Origin of the sequence: Bradyrhizobium sp. LA2.1, from assembly GCF_040547725.1 — a bacterium.
Taxonomy (GTDB): domain Bacteria; phylum Pseudomonadota; class Alphaproteobacteria; order Rhizobiales; family Xanthobacteraceae; genus Bradyrhizobium; species Bradyrhizobium barranii.
The window spans coordinates 25,442-43,146 of the sequence record NZ_JBEPQI010000019.1; the positions used below are offsets into that span (position 1 = coordinate 25,442).

Here is a 17,705-nt window from a genome sequence, read left to right on the forward strand (position 1 = left end):
GGTTTAAACCGCTCACGCTAACTTCGGTACCGGCGATCAATTGCCCTCGAATTTGCGATGCAATTGCGACCAGAGTCCGATGCTGCTTGTTGCACCATGGCAGCTCGTCCGAAAACATCCGCCACGCCGCAATCTGGTGCTTGTCAGTCATCCACTTTGGTGGATCACCAAGCGGGCCGTTTGATTTCGGCTCGCGCCGCGATTTGAATCTCTTTGGGTCGTGCAATGTTCGACCCGTGGCTTCAGCCTTAAGTAAGGGCACTCGTCTCCGTGCCATGCAGTTAAATCCTTGAGAAAATAGAAAAAGCAAAAATGTTGGAAATGCGGGAGTGCACGTGTTGGCCCATGTCGGTTCCTACTGCCCGGAGGGCCTAGACTTTTTGGGGTGCCCCCTTGGGGATCTCCCGCCAAGGTGCTGCCTGTTACACGATCGACACCTTGGCGGGACGCGGCGGAGCGGTAGCCACGCCTACAGAAAGAGACCGTGGTGCCCCCGCGCAACAGCTTGCAGGCGCTCTATCTCTGCCGTCTGAAAGCTGTTCAACTGATCCAACGTCATCGATCGCCGAGGGCGTGGCAACGTGCCGTATGTGGAGATGGCCTGTGCTTTCAAGGACCGCACCTTGCGCGACAACTTGTGCAACATCTGGGCCGCCCGGAAAGTCGCTGAACGATGGCCAGCCACTGGCCTGGGCGTAGCTGTCTTGTCGACCACAAAGGCGAAGGCATTATCGCCCGCTGCCCCTTCCGCACAAATCGTCAGTTCGGTAAGCCGCGCCCGAGTGATGACCCGCACCGTTTCTCCGTCGATTTCCTCTTTGCGTTCAGCTAAGATGTCGCAACCAACCGACATGCTCGCTCGATTACCTGAGTTGCACATTCGAGCGACCATGGGGCCATCCTTGCACTGATCAAGGTCAAGCCGGAATTGCACACCTTCGTCGTCAATCATCACCGATAGAGCATCGTCGGTGCTTGCGACCTCAAACGACGCCTGATGATCGATCCAGAAGCCAACACGTCGATTGCTGATATCACCGAAGCACCCTGACCCAAGCGCGACTCGTTCGCCCTTGTGCGTGAATACTTCGTTGAATTTAAGAATCTGCCCATCAAGCGCCTGATCTTCGACCACATCAAAAATGACGTTCATGGCGCCGCCGCGCTCTACTCTGAAAGCGCGCGCCTCAGAGCGCTCCAGCGAACGGAGGTCCGCAGGGTCAATTACGATAGTCATTTAGCGAACGGCCTCTGGGATTGAAGACTTTCCGATCAGGTTCGCTTCGTGCAACTCTTCAAAGATGTAATGATAAGGACCGCTTCTATCGGAAATTCCGCCGAGTGCATTTGACCAGACACGCTTCAACGCACTGGTTGACGCGCCTGCGTCTTCGATGGCGTCAAACATCTTGGTGTAGGCCGAGTGCGCTGCATAAAGATCGATAAATGCCTTGGCGAAGTTCCTCCCTAGACGGGTCACTTCGTCCTTAACTTCCTCGCAGACCATGCGAGAGGCGACTGCACGTTCGCGCTGAATAGTGCCAGCTTCCCGTCCTCTTGCAGTCTTGAGGTCTTGGATTTTTCGCAAGATCGTTTCTAGCTCGGTTTGGCTTGGTACGCCGACGAGAGGTGGCAGACCGGTCAATGCGCGAATGCGATTCTCTTCCGCCACATTTACGTGAGTAGCAGGCTGGTCCCGCTCTTCGGCGCGTAGAACCATTGCGCGTGCCATCAGTGGGGCAAGAGCAAGGGAATGGTCTGTATCCCTCTTGAGCGCCTCTCGAAGAGGGGGATGCAGTTCTTCTGGACTTGGGATAGTCTTCACTTTGTTTCCAATTTCTCTGTAACCTTGGCGACGACGTACCCGCAGTCGCAGATGAACGCCGCGCGATCATTCGACAGCACGTCGCTGATGGACTTGTCGGGCGGCACATTGATCACTTTGCTCTTCCCGTCCGGCAGCCCAACAAGCAGCGTCTGGCCCAGAGGATAGAGTTCCCCCACAGGACGGCCGGTGCCTCCCTTGTCGCTGAACTCGAAAGCGGCCTTGGCGGCCCGTGATGGGCCAATCCCTAGCCGGGTTAGCTCAGTGGTTAGTGCGATCTGTAGGATGCGCCGCAATGAATAGCCGCGGTTCTCGCCGCAGCCCCTGGACGGCACGTCGCACGGCTGTAAGGTGATGTGAGAGCGTTGCAGATACCGTTGCAGCGTTGCCAACGGCGTGCCGGTCGCCTTTCCAGCAACGCCGGTCGGGTAAGTTTTCATGAAATCCTCGTTGTGAGTATGCATCTGGCCTCTCCAGCAGGCCGGAAAAAGAAGCAGCCCGCGCGGTGACGCGGGCTGCCTTGAAGCTGGTCATGAGAATCGAGGGGCGGTGCGAAACGCAACCTCTATTCTTAATGTACCCCATTGCCGATGCGTGGTGTCGACACCAACCAAAACGCTTGCGACAACAATGCCGCTAAGCTGCAGCGCCATCCGATGCGGGATGTCGCACGACATAGTTCCGAGACTGGTTCATGTATGAAGCTTTGAGCCTGAATTCTCGCGGGTATTTCACGGTCGGATACTGCGTTCCGATAAGCGGCCACACGTCGATTGGACGATCGCCACTGAGTTCCAGGCGATCGAGGCGGTCATAGAACCGTGCAAGATTGCGCAATGCTGACCGTATCATTCCCTTGCCGCATGCGCTCGCTGTTGCGCGATGGCCGAAAAGTTCGTTTTCTCCAACTGCTTGCGCCGTCCAGTTGTTTACGATGACGGATTCCAAAACTCCGTAGTCGTCGCCGAGAACTTCTTTCGCGAGCGCCACCACTTGCTGAACACGGTGAATACATACTTGGGCGCATTCAGTTCCGGCATTGTCGACGACTGCAGATTGCTCCGGCGCGTCTGTGTCTTCGAATTCAAGCTCATCACTCAACAGTATTTCGTTATCAGAGCCCAACGAGTCTATTCCCTCGCCGAAATAGTCTCCGCGCAGTTCACGCCAGTCGTTGGCCGCAGAATCGTTCAACGGCTCCCCCCTGGAAACTGCGATATCTCGTTTCAAACGTTCCGCGGCAAACGCGTGGCGACGATTCTCCGGCTCATTGACTCCAAGCTCGCCACGCTGCGCCATTTCTTTCAAGTGCTGTCTGACAGGACGGTTGTTATTCGCAGGCTGCGGAGTTGGGCCGTTATCAACGGTGGTTACCAGCGTTGCAAGGGGCAAGCATGCACCGGGCCGGTAGCTCACGCCTATCCCGTGCCACTGGCCATCCAGTGTTGTGGCAACATCATCGCTGCTTGTGGAAATGAGTTCGCGATGTTCATCGCGCGTCTGGTCTGTAATTGTTCTTCGCATAGAAAATCCCATGAATAAAATAACCGCTGCGTTGATCGCCGGTCGGGCCGCAATGAATCAAAAATAGATCGTCGCCCGCCAACGCGGGCGTTGTGTCTCCTTCAATACGCGGCAAAGCGCTCGCCCAAGCTAGGCGATGTCCTGCCAGTTATCTTGCTGGTGTCCCTTGGCCGCTCAAGGCGGCGAAAATCAAATAATCAATATCGACACGTGTAGCCGAATCCGTGACAAAAATCCAGACTGTTCAAGGTCTTCACCTTGCGGTCAGATCGCCCACTACCCGACGCGCTGGTTATCTTGCTATCCCGAGCCGCCAACGACCGGCCGAACAAGTCTGCAATTCGAGTTTTTGTAGCAAAATTGCTGGCCAAAAGCGATGCCGTTTCCACTTTTGAATTTGCATGCGGGTCCGGTTCGCACCGTGACGGCGGGCGTCACCATGCGGTGGGGGCGCGCGAGAGCCCGCGTTCGGAAATGCGTTCTCACCAGACAAGGACGTAGAGAACGTAAAGCGAATAGCCGATGACAAGAATGCCCATCATCACTGAGAGCCATGTTAGGATTTTATCATGGTTCATTAGTCGTCTACTCGAGTTTCCATCAGTTGGGTTTTCGCTGTCGTTGGGCGTACTCGGCCCCCCATCCAAGTCCCAAGGTAACCGAGATCAGCGAGCCGAACAGCACGCCGAGCTTCGCCGCATCGAGCAACTTGTCGTCGCTAAAGGCGAGCATGGCAATGAAGATCGACATGGTGAAGCCGATGCCGGCGAGCAGCCCGACGAGACAAACGCCGCTCCATGACACGTCCGGCGCGAGGCGGCACCAGCCCGTGCGCACCGCAAGCCACGTCGCCCCGATCACACCGACCGGCTTTCCCGCACACAGCGCGAGTGCGACACCGAGCGTCACGAACTGAGCGTCGCCTGATAGCTCCATACCTTTGAAACTGACACCCGCATTCGCCAACGCGAAGACCGGCATGATGGCGTAGGCGACCCAGGGATGCAGTGCCATCTCCACACGAATGACGGGCGGCACGATCCAGGGATGCCGCGACCGCGCCGGTGTGATCAGCCCAAGCACGACGCCTGCGAGCGTCGGATGAACGCCTGCCATGAGAAAGCCCGCCCAGACGATGAACGCCGGCACGACATAGGCATAGGCGGAACCGATCCCGAGGCGCTGAAAGCCGAGCGCCATGACAACGCCGAGCGCCGCGACGGCGAAGCCACTGGGATCGAGTCCGCTGGTGTAGAACAGCGCGATGATGAGAACCGCGATGATGTCGTCGATGATAGCGAGCGCCAGCAGAAAGACCCGAATGTTGCCTGGAATCGATTTGCCTAGCAGGGCGAGCACGCCGACGGCGAAAGCGATATCGGTGGCGGTCGGTATCGCCCAGCCATGGCCGCGCCCCGGAACGGCGTTGAAGCTCAGATAGATCAGCGCAGGAACGACGACTCCGCCGAATGCCGCCAGCACCGGCAAAATAGCTTGGTCGAACCTGCTCAGCGCGCCCTCGTGGATCTCGCGGCGAATCTCCATGCCGACAACGAGGAAGAACATCGTCATCAGCGCGTCGTTGATCCAGAAATGCAGCGGCCTTTCGAAAGCAAATGCGCCGAGACGAAGTGGAATCGTCAGGTTCCAGACGTCATGATACGAATGGGCCAATGGCGAGTTGGCCCACAGCAATGCGGCCGCCGCGGCCGCGAGCAGCACAATCCCGCTGATCGCCTCGACATGCAGGAAGTGCTGGAGTGTCGCGAGCGCTCGCTCGGCAAGAGATTGGGACTTTAAAGGGTTTCTGCTGGGCAGTTGATCGTTCATGGGCACACGCATTCTGCGTGGCGGCCCGACCATCGCTTAACCTGTCACTGCTTTATGCAGTGAGCACCCATGGTCCTTCTACACAACAGAGCCGAGAACGCAACTGTGATGTCTCCAACGGGTCACAGTCGGACTTGACGGCGGGAATGGGATGATCTCTGCAATACCTCCCAAAGCGGACTCGTCTAACGATTAGGCGAGTGACGGTGGCGGCGCGGGCCCGGATTCCCATGGCGCTATAGAATATTCAAATCAAACCACCGGACATGGACAGGGTTCTAAAGAACCCTGTCCTGTCCTGTCCGGTAGAATGGTCCCGGACAAAAACTCAATGTCCGGACATGTCCGCCAATGTCCGGCTGTCCAGCCAGAACCATTGGCCGGATGAGCCGACCTTGTTGCCTTCGGTAAGCTCTACTACGGCCCGTCGAAATCGCTTGCTGAGCGTATCTTCGGTAGCCTTGGGCTCTTTTGCCCACGCATCGGCAAGAAACCGATTGCGCCAAGCGTCCCGGGTCACCGCCAAAAAGCCTTCTGGAAAGCCGGGCGAGCCCGCTGGTGGGCTTTCGCCGTCCGCCTCGATAGTCGCCTTGAGAGACTCTAGAGCCTTGGCAGCGTTGCCCTTGAGGTTTGACCCGTCGGTCTTGCAGGGTACCGCGTCGACCTGCACAACCACCGGGGCGGTCGTCACGTTGCCGTCTGTGTCGGTGCCGATTTCCACCGAGTCCAGCCGGAAGGAAGTTACCGGCCCTTCCTCCCCGTCGTTCGCGCCAGTGCAGGCTAGGGTGAACACCTTGGACGGCCCGGAGCCCTTTACCGTGACGCCGAACGACACGTCAATTGCGCCGTCAAGGTCGATAGCCCCCTTACCCCTGTCGCCCTCCCATCCGGAGTGGTGGATAGCGGCTACGTGCGCCCCGGTGGCCCGCGTTAGTTCGTCAACTGAGGCGATGTATCGCTGCATGTCTTTGGAAGCGTTTTGATCCCCTCCGCCGAAGGTCCGAGTTACGGTATCGAGAACGATCAAAATACACTTGTGGTCTATCTTCGCCTCCAATCCCTTAATGGTCGCTGCCAATGCCTTGGCATCGATCGCACCGGACGTAAGATCAAGCTTGCCCCCGACCACAACAAACGGAATGCCCGATACACCATGTGTCTTGCGCCACGCCGCAACGCGCCTCTCCGTGAGCTTCTTGCGCTCTGCAGCGAAGAACACCACCAACCCTTGCTTGACCTTGCGGCCATGCCACTCGCGGCCAGCCGCGATGTGGCATCCAATGTCACCAACCAGCACGCTTTTTCCTGTCCCGGGTTTGGCCACGAACAAACTGAACTCACCAGCGCCCAAAACGCCTTGAAGGATTTCCTCCTTCGCCGTCGATTGGTCTACGTCATCGAACCACGTTACTTGGAATCTCTCTTTCAGGTCTGCTTTCGCCGCGTCAGGTAACTGTAGAGACTTTGGCTTATTGTCGTTGGTCGCCTTCGAAAGATAACTCTCCCAGAGTTGGCTTCGGGTCATGACGACACTTCGACCGTGACCGAAAGCATCATAGACATCTTGCCGATAATCTTCCGGGATATCCCGCTCATTGAGGTTTAACCGGAGTAGTTCTTTGCTCCGCTCATAAGAAATCGAGCGAGCGGCTTCTAGATGACCGATTTGCATTGCTGCGATACAGGCGGCCGGCAAATCCTTGGTTTTCGGCCATTGCGAGGTGATGAAGCCTGCGGCGAGTTCGCCTTTTTCCTTTACGATCGTGGCGGCGTTCTTCCCCTGAATGAAGGGGGGGCTAAGTGCTTCCAACTGCTCCGACCTCAATTCGCGGCCAGCAAGTTGTTCTCGAATTCTAGCATCCACGCCGGGAAGTCGGCTGGATGGGTTCGAAATCCCACATCACGGTTGGTATCGGTCAATGCAGCGAGAGCAATGTTCCGATCGACAATGTGAGGCTGTAGCTTCCGCCAAATTTCATCGTCGAACACGATCGATGATTCAAAATCAAGTAGCCATTGCGCGGCCTGCTCGTTTCTGCTGCTATCGTTCGGAAACCTTCGGGAGTTGTTTTTGCGCCAGTTTGCGGAACGTCGAAACTGAGAACGCATAATGGATTCAAATTCTATCTTGATCATTCTTCTTCTGATGATGCGCCGCGCAATTGCGGCAGTGGTGCAGCGCTTAAAAATGCCCGGGCGCTGCGAGACCGGTGGTGCTGTTGGTTCGCGGAAAGCGCAAGCGCTTAGATAAGCGTCTCCGCTTCTGCCACGAGCTTGGTCAAGTATTCGAAACCAAGTGACGCGACACCAATAAGCGAGTTGTCCTCGACCTCGATAGTTTTGCCCATATGCGTCGTTGGTGGATCGTAAGAAACACCGCGGTCGTGGACTCTAATCATAACCAGCGAGGGACCGTGCAAAATGGCCTTGATATTCTGTAACTTGATTTCTCCGGTCTCGCCGTCGCGCACGTCAGTAATAACATGCTCTCGGTACTCGTTGAACATTAAGGGCTTGCCGCCCAAATCTCGTATGTTGCCTCCGCGTTCCGCTACACGTTCGATTCCGTGTTCGTCTGAATTTCTCGCATGATGCAGAAAGCTCAACAGGGGATCGTCTTTACGCTCTTTCTTTTTGCGACCATGCCAGCCGGCGCTTGATCCCTTTGATTTTGATCCTTGCTCAAGCTTTGAGTAGATCGTTGAGGCGGCTAATAGAAAGTCAGACCAAGCCTCCTCTGCCTCTTCGTAGCGCGTGGCGGTTTTCAATGCATACAGCGCCTTGTCGGCCCGCTGCAGACGGCCTCTTGCTTGTTCTACGGCTTGAGCGTCCATACGAGGGTTCCTTTCGGGCATGGGTGAGCGTCGTCGCCCGCACTTGGAAAACGGGTCAGACTAGAGAACGTCACGCGAACCCACTGCACGGATATTGCACGCCACTGCACGCCATTTCGTGCTTTGTTCTGCGCGCAAGCGCCAAATGCGCACGCTCGATATCGATACCGAGTTTCGAGAACGATTGATTTCATTGGAATAAATGGTGCTGCCAGACAGGATTGAACTGTCGACCTCTCCATTACCAATGGAGTGCTCTACCACTGAGCTACGGCAGCATGTGCTGGGATGAGAATCGGCCGCCACATGGGGGCCTACCAAGCGGGCCGATATCTGCCACAAGCCCCCCTGCTGTGCAAGCTTGCTCGCCCCGCCAAAACGAGAAAATCGGGCCGATATCGGGGCCAAAATGCCCGTTTTCACCTGAAAGTACCGACTTCCCGCCGATTTCGGTTCCGATATCCCCGGCCAACTGGCCAGTTGGCCGCGGCATGGCATTCGGCCCATTTTGGATTTCGCACGAACAGTTCGTGAGGGGCCTCTTGAGCTGCCGCATTCTCCGGGCATGTTATCGCGGATCGCTGGTATGGACCGCTGATGGCTGACGAGAACGACAAGAGCACGAGACAGGCGAGGGGGGCGCGGGGCGACCGGCTGAAATCGGCGCTGCGCGAAAACCTGAAGCGACGGAAAGTGCAGGCGCGCGAACGCGCCGCAATCACCGACCCCTCGCAGAACGACGATGCTTCCCTAGATGAGGGGACCGCCGGCAAGACTGGCGATTGAAGACTGGCGATTAGAATTTTTGGAGTGCATGGACGTGGCAACGGGGCAGGACGAGCAGCAACGAGACGATGGTGACGCGCAGATGTCGCGGTTCACGCGCCCTGAGCAGACCTTTCCGGCGCTGACATCGGCCGAGATCGAGCGCATGCGGAATTTCGCCGAGGTCCGCACCTACGCTGACGGCGAATTCCTGTTCGAGACCGGCAAGCCCGGGCCGGGCATGTTCGTCGTGCTGAAGGGCCACGTCGCCATCACCCAGCGCGACGGGCTCGGCAATGTCACGCCGCTGATCGACCAAGGGCCGGGGCAATTTCTGGCCGAGCTCAGCCAGCTCTCGGGCCGGCCGGCGCTGGTCGACGGCCGCGCCGAAGGCGAGGTCGAGACGCTGCTGCTGCCGCCGCCCCGCCTGCGCGCGCTGCTGGTCGCCGAGGCCGAGCTCGGCGAGCGCATCATGCGCGCGCTGATCCTGCGCCGGGTCAATCTGCTTCAGGCCGGCGTCGGCGGTGTGGTGCTGATCGGTCCCTCGTATTCGGCCGGCGTGGTGCGCTTGCAGGGCTTCCTCACCCGCAACGGCCAGCCGCATCATCTGCTCGATCCCGAGCGTGACCGCGACGCCGCCGAGGTGATCGCGCGCTATTCGCCGAAGCCGGAAGACTGGCCGCTGGTCGTCGCGGCGAGCGGCGAGGTGCTGCGCAACCCCAGCGAAACCGAGGTTGCGCGCGCGATCGGCATGATCGGCGGCCCCCGCAACGACCGCATCTACGATGTTGCGATCGTCGGCTGCGGACCCGCCGGGCTGGCAACCGCGGTGTATGCCGCCTCCGAAGGGCTTTCGGTTGCCGTGCTCGACACCCGCGCCTTCGGCGGCCAGGCCGGCGCCAGCGCGCGCATCGAAAACTATCTGGGCTTTCCGACCGGCATTTCCGGCCAGGCCCTGACCGCGCGCGCGTTCAACCAGGCGCAGAAGTTCGGCGCCGACATCATGATCCCCGTCACGGTGAAGTCGCTCGACTGCACGCGCAGGGATGGCGCCTTTGCGGTGACGCTCGACGGCAGCGATCCCTTGCGCTCGCGCGCAGTCGTGGTTGCGAGCGGCGCGCGTTATCGCCGCCCCGAGATCGAGAACCTCGACAAGTTCGAGGGCCGCGGCGTCTGGTATTGGGCCTCTCCGGTCGAGGCGCGGCTCTGCGCCGGCGAGGAGGTGGCCCTGGTCGGCGCCGGCAATTCGGCGGGCCAGGCGGCCGTGTTCCTGTCGGGACACGCCAAGAAGGTGCTGATGATCATCCGCGGCGGGGGCCTGGGCGCCAGCATGTCGCGCTATCTCATCGAGCGCATCGAAGCGACGCCCAACATCGAATTGATGTTCAACACCGAGATCACCGCGCTCGAGGGCGACGAGGCCTCGCTGCTGCGGCGCATCCGCTGGAAGAGCCGGCTGTCGAGCGATGAAGACTCTGCCGACATCAAGAATCTCTTTTTGTTCGTCGGTGCCGATCCCGCCACCGGCTGGCTCGACGGTTGCGGCGTCACGCTCGATCGCGGCGGCTTCGTCGTGACGGGTGCGCAGTCCGAGCTGAACCAGGGCAAGCTGGTGGCCCCACTGGAGACCTCGGTGCCCGGCGTCTACGCGGTCGGCGACGTCCGCTCCGGCTCGGTCAAGCGCGTCGGCGGCGCCATCGGCGAAGGCGCGCAGGTCGTGGCCTCCCTGCACGGCTATCTCGGCGACGCCGCAAAACCGGCGCTTTAGTCAAGGACAAGGCAAGCAGACGGCAAGCGGAATCTCACTTGCCATCTTGCGGTGTCCCACAGACTATCGCCCCGTCGCGAGGCCAATCGCGCGTGGAAGAACAAAAGATTCACAAGGGAGGACTAAATGGCCGAACTCGTCGTGCTCTACAAGACGCCCAAAGACGCCGCCGCCTTCGACAAGCATTATGCCGAGACCCACATTCCGCTCGCGAAGAAACTTCCCGGCCTGAAGAAATACGCCGTCAGCACGGGCGCAGTCGGCTCGCCCGCCGGACCATCGGGCGTCCACCTCGTCGCCATTCTCAGCTTCGACAGCGTGGGCGACATCCAGAAGGCCTTCGGCAGCGAAGCTGGCAAGGCGGCCGCCGGCGACGTGCCGAAATTCGCCAGCGGCGGCGCCGATCTGCTGATCTTCGACACCAAGGAAGTCTGAGCGCGCGCGAAGCGTCTCGCCAAATTCGATTCAACTTTCGTCGAAGACCTGCAAGCTCGTAGCCCGGATTTAGCTGCGCGCCATCCGGGCTACAAACTGCCGTCGTTTGTGACAGCGGTGCAAAAAATTCAGTCATGCGTTTGTCGATTCGCACGACGGCGCATGGCTCCGCACGAGCCTGTGACATCGCGCATGTAGCCATTCAATGAGGGCCGTAATACCATCCAAAGCTTCCAAACGGAGAGAGTAAGATGATGCTTGGGTTGAGCCTGCCCGCCTTCACGTTGGTCCATGTCATCATCAGCCTGATCGGCATCGTCGCCGGCCTGGTCGTGATGTTCGGCCTGCTCGGGTCGAAGTCGATGCCGGGCCTCACTGCGATCTTCCTGCTGTTCACGATCCTCACCAGCGTCACCGGCTTCCTGTTTCCGTTCAAGGAGCTGCTGCCCTCGTACATCATCGCCGGCATCTCGCTAGTGCTGCTCGCGATCGCCTGCCTCGCGCTCTACGGAATGAAGCTCAAAGGGGTCTGGCGTCCCGTCTACATCGTGACCGCGATGATCTCGCTCTATTTCAACGTCTTCGTGCTGGTGATCCAGTCGTTCCTGAAGGTGCCGGCGCTCGCCGCGCTCGCGCCTGCCGTGCCGCCGAATCCGCCGGGAGGCCCCGTCTTCGCCGTGGTGCAGGGCATCGTGCTGGTGTTCTTCGTGGTGCTGACCATCGGCGCCTGGCGCCGCTACAAGCCGATGACGTTTGCCTGATCGCACGTTCACGGTCGGTGCGCGGCATCGACCTCGTGACATCGCCCGACCATCTCCGGATTGCCGGCTCGCGTTTTGCGAGCCCCGGATTGATTTTCACTGAAGGAGCCATTCATGCCCACCATCACCACCAAGGACGGCGTCGAGATCTTTTTCAAGGATTGGGGTTCGGGCCAGCCGATCGTGTTCAGCCATGGCTGGCCGCTGTCGGCCGACGACTGGGACACGCAGATGATATTCTTCGCCAATCATGGCTACCGCGTCATCGCCCATGACCGCCGCGGCCACGGCCGCTCCTCGCAGGTCGCCGACGGCCACGACATGGATCACTATGCCGATGATCTCGCGGCGGTGACGGCGCATCTCGACCTCAAGAACGCCATCCATGTCGGCCACTCCACCGGCGGCGGTGAAGTCGTGCACTACATCGCGCGTCACGGCGAGAGCCGGGTGGCGAAGGCTGCGATCCTCTCGGCGGTGCCGCCGCTGATGGTGCAGACGGCGGCCAATCCCGGCGGCCTTCCGAAGAGCGTGTTCGACGATCTCCAGAAGCAGCTCGCCGCCAGCCGTACGCAGTTTTATCGCGATCTCCCCACCGGCCCGTTCTACGGCTACAACCGTCCCGGCGCAAAGCCGTCGGAAGCGGTGATCCAGAACTGGTGGCGCCAGGGCATGATGGGCGGCGCGAAGGCGCATTACGACGGCATCGTCGCGTTCTCGCAGACCGATTTCACCGAGGATCTGAAGAAGATCAGCGTGCCCGTTCTGGTGATGCACGGCGACGACGACCAGATCGTTCCCTACGCCGATTCCGGCCCGCTGTCGGCCAAGCTGCTGAAGAACGGCACGCTCAAGACCTACAAGGGCTTTCCGCACGGCATGCCGACCACGCACGCCGAAACCATCAACGCGGACCTGCTCGCGTTCTTCAAGGGGTGAGAGAGTCTTCCTTCTCCCCTTGCTTGCGGGAGAAGGTGGCGCGAAGCGCCGGATGAGGGGTCTGCTTCAACGAGTCGAACTGCAAGAGTTCACGAGCGGAGACAATCCCTCACCCGTCTCAATCGCGCGAAGCGCGATTGAGCCACCCTCTCCCACAAGGGGAGAGGGGAAGAGTGTCACTTCAAGATCGCCCTGATCGCATCGAACGTGCGCTTCACGAAGACCTCCGGCTTTTCCCGTACATCTTCGCCGATCCAGTTTTCGCCGCCGACGCGCATCGCGCCGGTGGCGATCATGGCGACGAGCCGTGCCTTCAGCCTGTCCGATTTGGTTTTCGCACGCTGCGAAAGCCCTTCGGCAAGTGCGCGCTCGAGCTTCTCGTATTTGAGCTGGTCGCGCGCCTGAAGCGCAGGATTATCGCGCTTGAGCCGCGACATCGCCGCCGCTTCCGCCGGGTCGATCCGCCTGACCGCCGCCGCGATCGCATTCTCCGCCGCCGTCAGCATGGTTTCGCCCGCTGGCCGCGCCACGACCTCTGCGACCAGCGCGCTTGCTGCGCCCTCCTGCCAGGCGGCGACCACGTCCTCTTTCGACGCGAAGTAGTGGAAGAAGCTGCGGCGTGACACGTCGGCCGCGGTCGCGATGTCGTCGATGGTCGTGGCCTCGAAGCCGCGCTCCAGGAACAGCGCCATCGCCGCGCGGGTCAGCCGCTCGCGGGTCTCTTGCAATTTACGCTGGCGCAGGCCGGGACCATCAGGGGATTTTGCTCCTGCCGGCAATGGCTTGGCGCCTGTCCTGACCGATTTCCCGCCGGGCTTCGAAGCCTTCAAATTATTTCACCTCTTGCAAACTTGCACTCAGTGCACATTTAGACCGGTCGCGGGCCTCATTCCAGCCCCGAACGGAGATACGGCATGACCGACTGGAGCACGGCAGACATCCCCTCCCTCAGCGGCATGACCGCCGTCGTGACAGGGGCGACGGGCGGCCTCGGCTACGAGACGGCGATGGCGCTGGCGGGCGCCGGTGCCATTGTCATACTCACCGGACGCAACGACGCAAAGGGCCTGCGGGCGATCGAGGGTATTTGCGAGCGGTTTCCCAACGCATTGATCGCCTACGAGCATCTCGATCTCGCCAGTCTCGCCTCCGTCGCCGATTTTACCAGGCGCTTTGCCGCCAGCAACGAGCAGCTCGATCTCCTGATCAACAATGCCGGCGTGATGGCGCTGCCGAAGCGGCAGCAGACCGAGGATGGTTTCGAGATGCAGTTCGGCACCAACTATCTCGGCCATTACGCGCTGACGGCACAGCTGTTGCCGCAGCTCCGCCGCGCGAAAGCGCCGCGCATTGTCAATCTGTCAAGCCTCGCGCACCGCTCCGGCGCGATCAATTTCGACGATCTGCAAGGCAAGCGTTCCTATCGTCCCTGGCGCGCCTATTGCCAGTCCAAGCTGGCGATGCTGATGTTTTCGCTGGAGCTGCAGCGCCACAGCCTCGCCGCCGGCTGGGGCCTGACGAGCCTTACTGCCCATCCCGGCTACGCGCGGACCGATCTCATTCCGAACGGGCCGGGCGCGAACACCTTCCAGTGGCGTGTGAGCCGTTGGCTCCAGCCTTTCATAAGCCACTCTGCAGCCGAAGGCGCGCTGCCCACGCTGTTCGCGGCAACCTCTCCGGCTGCAGAGCCCGGTGGCTATTACGGTCCGAATTGGTTCTACGAATTGAAGGGGCCGCCCGCGCCGGCGAAGATCATGCCGCAGGCGAAGGATTTCGCCGCGGCCGCCATGCTGTGGGATGTCTCGGCGACGTTGACCGGTGTATCCTTCGACGAGATCGCGGTCGCCGCATGAGCCGCGGGCCGGTTGGGGACGTCACGATGCAAGTCATCATCTTCGGCGCGACCGGCATGGTCGGGCAGGGCGTATTGCGCGAATGCCTGATCGACACCGGCATCGACCGCGTGCTCGTGGTCGGCCGCAGCCCGACCGGCGTGCGCAACGCCAAGCTCACCGAAATCACGCACGGCGATTTCACCGACTACTCGGCGATCGAAGCGCAGCTCACGGGCTTCGATGCCTGCTTCTTCTGCCTCGGCGTCTCCTCGATCGGCATGAGCGAGGATCGCTATCGCCATCTCACCTACGATCTCACGCTCGCGGCAGCGACGACGCTCGCGAAGCTCAATCCGCAGATGACGTTCGTCTACGTCACCGGCGCCGGCACCGATTCCACCGAGCAGGGATCGCGGATGTGGGCGCGGATCAAGGGCAAGACCGAAAACGATCTGCTCAAGCTGCCGTTCCGGGGCGCCTACATGTTCCGGCCCGGGGCGATCCAGCCCCTGCACGGCGCCCGCTCCAAGACCGCCTGGGTGCAGGCCGTGTATACCGCAACCGGGCCGCTCTGGTCGGCGCTGCGCCGGATCTCGCCGCGGCTCGTCACCTCGACCGAGCAGATGGGCCGCGCCATGATTCGTGTCGCCCGGGAGGGGTATCCGCGGAAGGTGCTGGAGATGGAGGATATCAATAGCCTCTAACCGGCTAGCCCGTTAGTTTCACGGAAATTTCCGCGTCCGCGCGCGTTGAGCCTTATCGGCCCCGAGGAGAAATGCCGGCGATGTCTCCCCAGCTGAAACTGATCGCGCTCGACGCCGACGATCTCGCTGTGATCTCGACCCATGTGCAGGACGCCCGCGTCCAGGCCGCCGACATCATCTGGCGGCAAAGCGAGAAGCGGCTGGTGGTCGGGATGAGCCGGCTGGACTGGGAGCAGTCGCTGGACGGCGAGGCCGAACCCCGCCGGTTGGTCGCCGCGCTCCGCTTCGACCGCGTGCTCGCCTGCAAGTCACGCAACATCGACCTCGGCGCCCCGGACGAGGTTCTGGACCTCGTCGGCATCGAGTTTCACTCCCAGGACGGCCGCGACGAGGAGCCCGGGGGCAGCGCCCTGCTGCTGTTCGCCCATGGCGGCGCCATCCGCCTCGACGTCGAATGTCTGGAATGCGAGTTGACCGATCTGGGGGCGGACGCGCTGGGGGCCGGACTCGGCCTCGAGGAGGAGGGGTGAGCTGACCGGTATACCAGTCAAGCCAGGTCGGGCCGCTGCCGGAACGGCATCTCCCGAGGGTTGACGCAGCTTCCCCGCCGCGCCATTGAGCAGGGGGTCGGGTGAGCCAATCCGCCCCAAAGACCAGCCGGAAGCCAAGCCCAAAATGCCCGTTCGTCTCGACCGCAGCAGCGCCGATTTTGACCAGCGATTCGCGGCCTTCCTCGCCGCCAAGCGCGAGGTCTCGGCCGACGTCGAGGCCGCCGTGCGCAGCATCGTCGACGACGTCGCCAGGCGGGGCGATGCGGCCCTGCTTGAGGCCACGGCAAAGTTCGACCGGCTGAAGCTGGATGCATCCGGCCTGCGCGTCACCGCCGCCGAGATCGAGACGGCCGTGAAGGCCTGCGATGCCCCGACGCTGGATGCGCTCAAGCTCGCGCGCGACCGCATCGAGACCTATCACCGCCGCCAGCTCCCGAAGGACGAGCGCTTCACCGATCCGCTCGGCGTTGAGCTCGGCTGGCGCTATACCGCCATCGAATCCGCAGGCCTCTACGTACCTGGCGGCACCGCGGCCTATCCCTCCTCTGTGCTGATGAACGCCGTACCCGCGCAGGTCGCCGGCGTCGCGCGCCTCGTCATGGTGGTGCCGTCGCCGGACGGCAAGCTCAACCCGCTGGTGCTGGCGGCCGCTTCGCTTGGCGGCGTCAGCGAGGTCTACCGCGTCGGCGGCGCGCAGGCTGTGGCGGCGCTCGCGCACGGTACCGCCACGATCGCGCCGGTGGCCAAGATCGTCGGCCCCGGCAACGCCTATGTCGCCGCCGCAAAACGGCTCGTGTTCGGCAAGGTCGGTATCGACATGATCGCCGGCCCCTCCGAGGTGCTGGTGATTGCCGACGACACCGGCAATGCCGACTGGATCGCCGCGGATCTGCTGGCGCAGGCCGAGCATGATGCCAGCGCGCAATCGATCCTGATCACGGATTCCGCGCGCCTCGCCGCGGATGTCGAGAAGGCCGTCGAAGCGCAGCTGAAGACATTGCCGCGCACAGCGATTGCCGGCGCCTCCTGGGCCGATTTCGGCGCCATCATCATGGTCAAGAATCTTGCCGACGCCATTCCGCTCGCGGATGCGATCGCGGCCGAGCATCTCGAGATCATGACTGATGATCCCGATGCGCTTGCCGCAAAGATCCGCAACGCCGGCGCGGTGTTCCTCGGGGCGCATACGCCCGAGGCGATCGGCGACTATGTCGGCGGCTCCAACCACGTGCTGCCGACGGCGCGCTCGGCGCGGTTCTCCTCAGGCCTCGGAGTTGCCGACTTCATGAAGCGCACCTCGATCCTGAAATGCGGCCCGGACCAGCTGCGTGCGCTCGGACCTGCCGCGATGACGCTCGGACAAGCGGAGGGGCTGGACGCTCATTCGCGCTCGATTGGATTGCGCCTCAATCTGTCATGACCCAGCCGCCCGAACAGGACGACTCGACCAATCGCATCGTCGCGGTCACCCTCGACGAGGACTCGATCGGCCGTTCCGGGCCGGACATCGAGCATGAGCGCGCGATCGCGATCTACGATCTGATCGAGCAGAACCTGTTCGCGCCCGATGGCGCCGACGGGAAGGGGCCGTTCACGCTGCATATCGGCATCACCGGCAGCCGGCTGATGTTCGACATTCGCCTTGAGGACGGCGCGCCCGTGGTCGCGCATCTGTTGTCTTTGACGCCGTTCCGGCGGATCGTGAAGGACTATTTCATGATCTGCGACAGCTACTATCAGGCGATCCGGACAGCTACGCCGGACAAGATCGAGGCCATCGACATGGGCCGCCGCGGCATCCATGACGAGGGATCGCGCACGCTCCAGGAGCGGCTGAAGGGCAAGGTGCGGGTCGACTTCGAGACCTCGCGCCGGCTGTTCACGCTCATCACCGTCCTGCACTGGAAGGGTTAGGCGCATGATCCCGAAAAGTG

General features: G+C 61.3%; 19 protein-coding genes and 1 tRNA gene. 10 read left to right on the forward strand and 10 right to left on the reverse strand.

Annotated features, from left to right (window positions below; all coding sequences use genetic code 11):
* Window positions 1-469: 469 nt before the first annotated feature.
* From ABIB95_RS30810 to ABIB95_RS30850, 9 genes are all read right to left on the reverse strand, one after another.
* A complete protein-coding gene (locus ABIB95_RS30810; RefSeq protein WP_247457455.1) occupies window positions 470-1,237 on the reverse strand; it encodes an HK97 family phage prohead protease in 768 nt (255 codons plus the stop codon).
* Complete coding sequence (locus ABIB95_RS30815; protein WP_247457454.1) at window positions 1,238-1,825, reverse strand: hypothetical protein; 588 nt, start codon at window positions 1,823-1,825, stop codon at window positions 1,238-1,240.
* On the reverse strand, window positions 1,822-2,289 hold the full coding sequence (locus tag ABIB95_RS30820; RefSeq protein WP_085405365.1) for a hypothetical protein: 468 nt from the start codon (window positions 2,287-2,289) through the stop codon (window positions 1,822-1,824). The genes ABIB95_RS30815 and ABIB95_RS30820 overlap by 4 nt, the downstream gene beginning before the upstream one ends.
* Window positions 2,290-2,461: 172 nt before the next feature.
* Window positions 2,462-3,361, reverse strand: coding sequence for a hypothetical protein (locus ABIB95_RS30825; RefSeq protein WP_354244975.1), 900 nt, complete (start codon window positions 3,359-3,361; stop codon window positions 2,462-2,464).
* Window positions 3,362-3,949: 588 nt separating this feature from the next.
* Window positions 3,950-5,179, reverse strand: coding sequence for a Na+/H+ antiporter NhaA (gene nhaA / locus ABIB95_RS30830; RefSeq protein WP_354244978.1), 1,230 nt, complete (start codon window positions 5,177-5,179; stop codon window positions 3,950-3,952).
* A gap of 328 nt (window positions 5,180-5,507) precedes the next feature.
* The gene (locus ABIB95_RS30835; protein WP_354244981.1) at window positions 5,508-6,989 is read right to left on the reverse strand and encodes an AAA family ATPase; all 1,482 of its coding nucleotides are present in this window, start codon (window positions 6,987-6,989) and stop codon (window positions 5,508-5,510) included.
* A gap of 11 nt (window positions 6,990-7,000) precedes the next feature.
* Window positions 7,001-7,315: a hypothetical protein gene (locus ABIB95_RS30840; RefSeq protein ID WP_354244984.1), complete on the reverse strand. Its 315-nt coding sequence runs from the start codon at window positions 7,313-7,315 to the stop codon at window positions 7,001-7,003.
* Between the two features lie 107 nt (window positions 7,316-7,422).
* A complete protein-coding gene (locus ABIB95_RS30845; RefSeq protein WP_354244987.1) occupies window positions 7,423-8,013 on the reverse strand; it encodes a hypothetical protein in 591 nt (196 codons plus the stop codon).
* Between the two features lie 203 nt (window positions 8,014-8,216).
* Window positions 8,217-8,291 (reverse strand) — tRNA-Thr (locus ABIB95_RS30850).
* A 319-nt stretch (window positions 8,292-8,610) separates the two neighbouring features.
* On the opposite strand from ABIB95_RS30850, the gene ABIB95_RS30855 reads away from it, so the two are divergent.
* The 5 genes from ABIB95_RS30855 (at window position 8,611) to ABIB95_RS30875 (ending at window position 12,681) form a co-directional block, all read left to right on the forward strand.
* Window positions 8,611-8,799, forward strand: a complete 189-nt coding sequence (locus ABIB95_RS30855; RefSeq protein ID WP_354244990.1) for a hypothetical protein — start codon at window positions 8,611-8,613, stop codon at window positions 8,797-8,799.
* 28 nt (window positions 8,800-8,827) lie between these two features.
* On the forward strand, window positions 8,828-10,546 hold the full coding sequence (locus ABIB95_RS30860; RefSeq protein WP_354244993.1) for an FAD-dependent oxidoreductase: 1,719 nt from the start codon (window positions 8,828-8,830) through the stop codon (window positions 10,544-10,546).
* 126 nt (window positions 10,547-10,672) lie between these two features.
* Entirely contained in the window at window positions 10,673-10,981 is a 309-nt protein-coding gene (locus ABIB95_RS30865) for an EthD family reductase (protein WP_063985878.1), read from the forward strand.
* A gap of 251 nt (window positions 10,982-11,232) precedes the next feature.
* On the forward strand, window positions 11,233-11,742 hold the full coding sequence (locus ABIB95_RS30870) for a hypothetical protein (RefSeq protein WP_166348553.1): 510 nt from the start codon (window positions 11,233-11,235) through the stop codon (window positions 11,740-11,742).
* Between the two features lie 114 nt (window positions 11,743-11,856).
* Window positions 11,857-12,681: an alpha/beta fold hydrolase gene (locus tag ABIB95_RS30875; protein WP_354244996.1), complete on the forward strand. Its 825-nt coding sequence runs from the start codon at window positions 11,857-11,859 to the stop codon at window positions 12,679-12,681.
* 176 nt (window positions 12,682-12,857) lie between these two features.
* Here ABIB95_RS30875 and ABIB95_RS30880 read toward each other — a convergent pair whose 3' ends face one another.
* A complete protein-coding gene (locus ABIB95_RS30880; protein ID WP_354244999.1) occupies window positions 12,858-13,511 on the reverse strand; it encodes a TetR/AcrR family transcriptional regulator in 654 nt (217 codons plus the stop codon).
* 84 nt (window positions 13,512-13,595) lie between these two features.
* Here ABIB95_RS30880 and ABIB95_RS30885 point away from each other — a divergent pair, with 84 nt between their 5' ends.
* From ABIB95_RS30885 to ABIB95_RS30905, 5 genes are all read left to right on the forward strand, one after another.
* Window positions 13,596-14,534 carry an SDR family oxidoreductase gene (locus ABIB95_RS30885; protein ID WP_354245002.1) on the forward strand — a complete coding sequence of 313 codons (939 nt, stop codon included), beginning with the start codon at window positions 13,596-13,598 and terminating at the stop codon, window positions 14,532-14,534.
* A 26-nt stretch (window positions 14,535-14,560) separates the two neighbouring features.
* Window positions 14,561-15,220, forward strand: a complete 660-nt coding sequence (locus ABIB95_RS30890; protein ID WP_071917089.1) for an NAD(P)H-binding protein — start codon at window positions 14,561-14,563, stop codon at window positions 15,218-15,220.
* Between the two features lie 80 nt (window positions 15,221-15,300).
* Entirely contained in the window at window positions 15,301-15,750 is a 450-nt protein-coding gene (locus ABIB95_RS30895; RefSeq protein WP_063986739.1) for a DUF2948 family protein, read from the forward strand.
* Window positions 15,751-15,895: 145 nt separating this feature from the next.
* Window positions 15,896-17,191 (forward strand): histidinol dehydrogenase, encoded by a 1,296-nt coding sequence (gene hisD / locus ABIB95_RS30900; protein WP_354245005.1) that lies wholly within the window; start codon window positions 15,896-15,898, stop codon window positions 17,189-17,191.
* Window positions 17,188-17,685, forward strand: a complete 498-nt coding sequence (locus ABIB95_RS30905) for a UPF0262 family protein (protein WP_063985874.1) — start codon at window positions 17,188-17,190, stop codon at window positions 17,683-17,685. Before hisD ends, ABIB95_RS30905 begins: the two co-directional genes overlap by 4 nt.
* Window positions 17,686-17,705 lie beyond the last annotated feature (20 nt).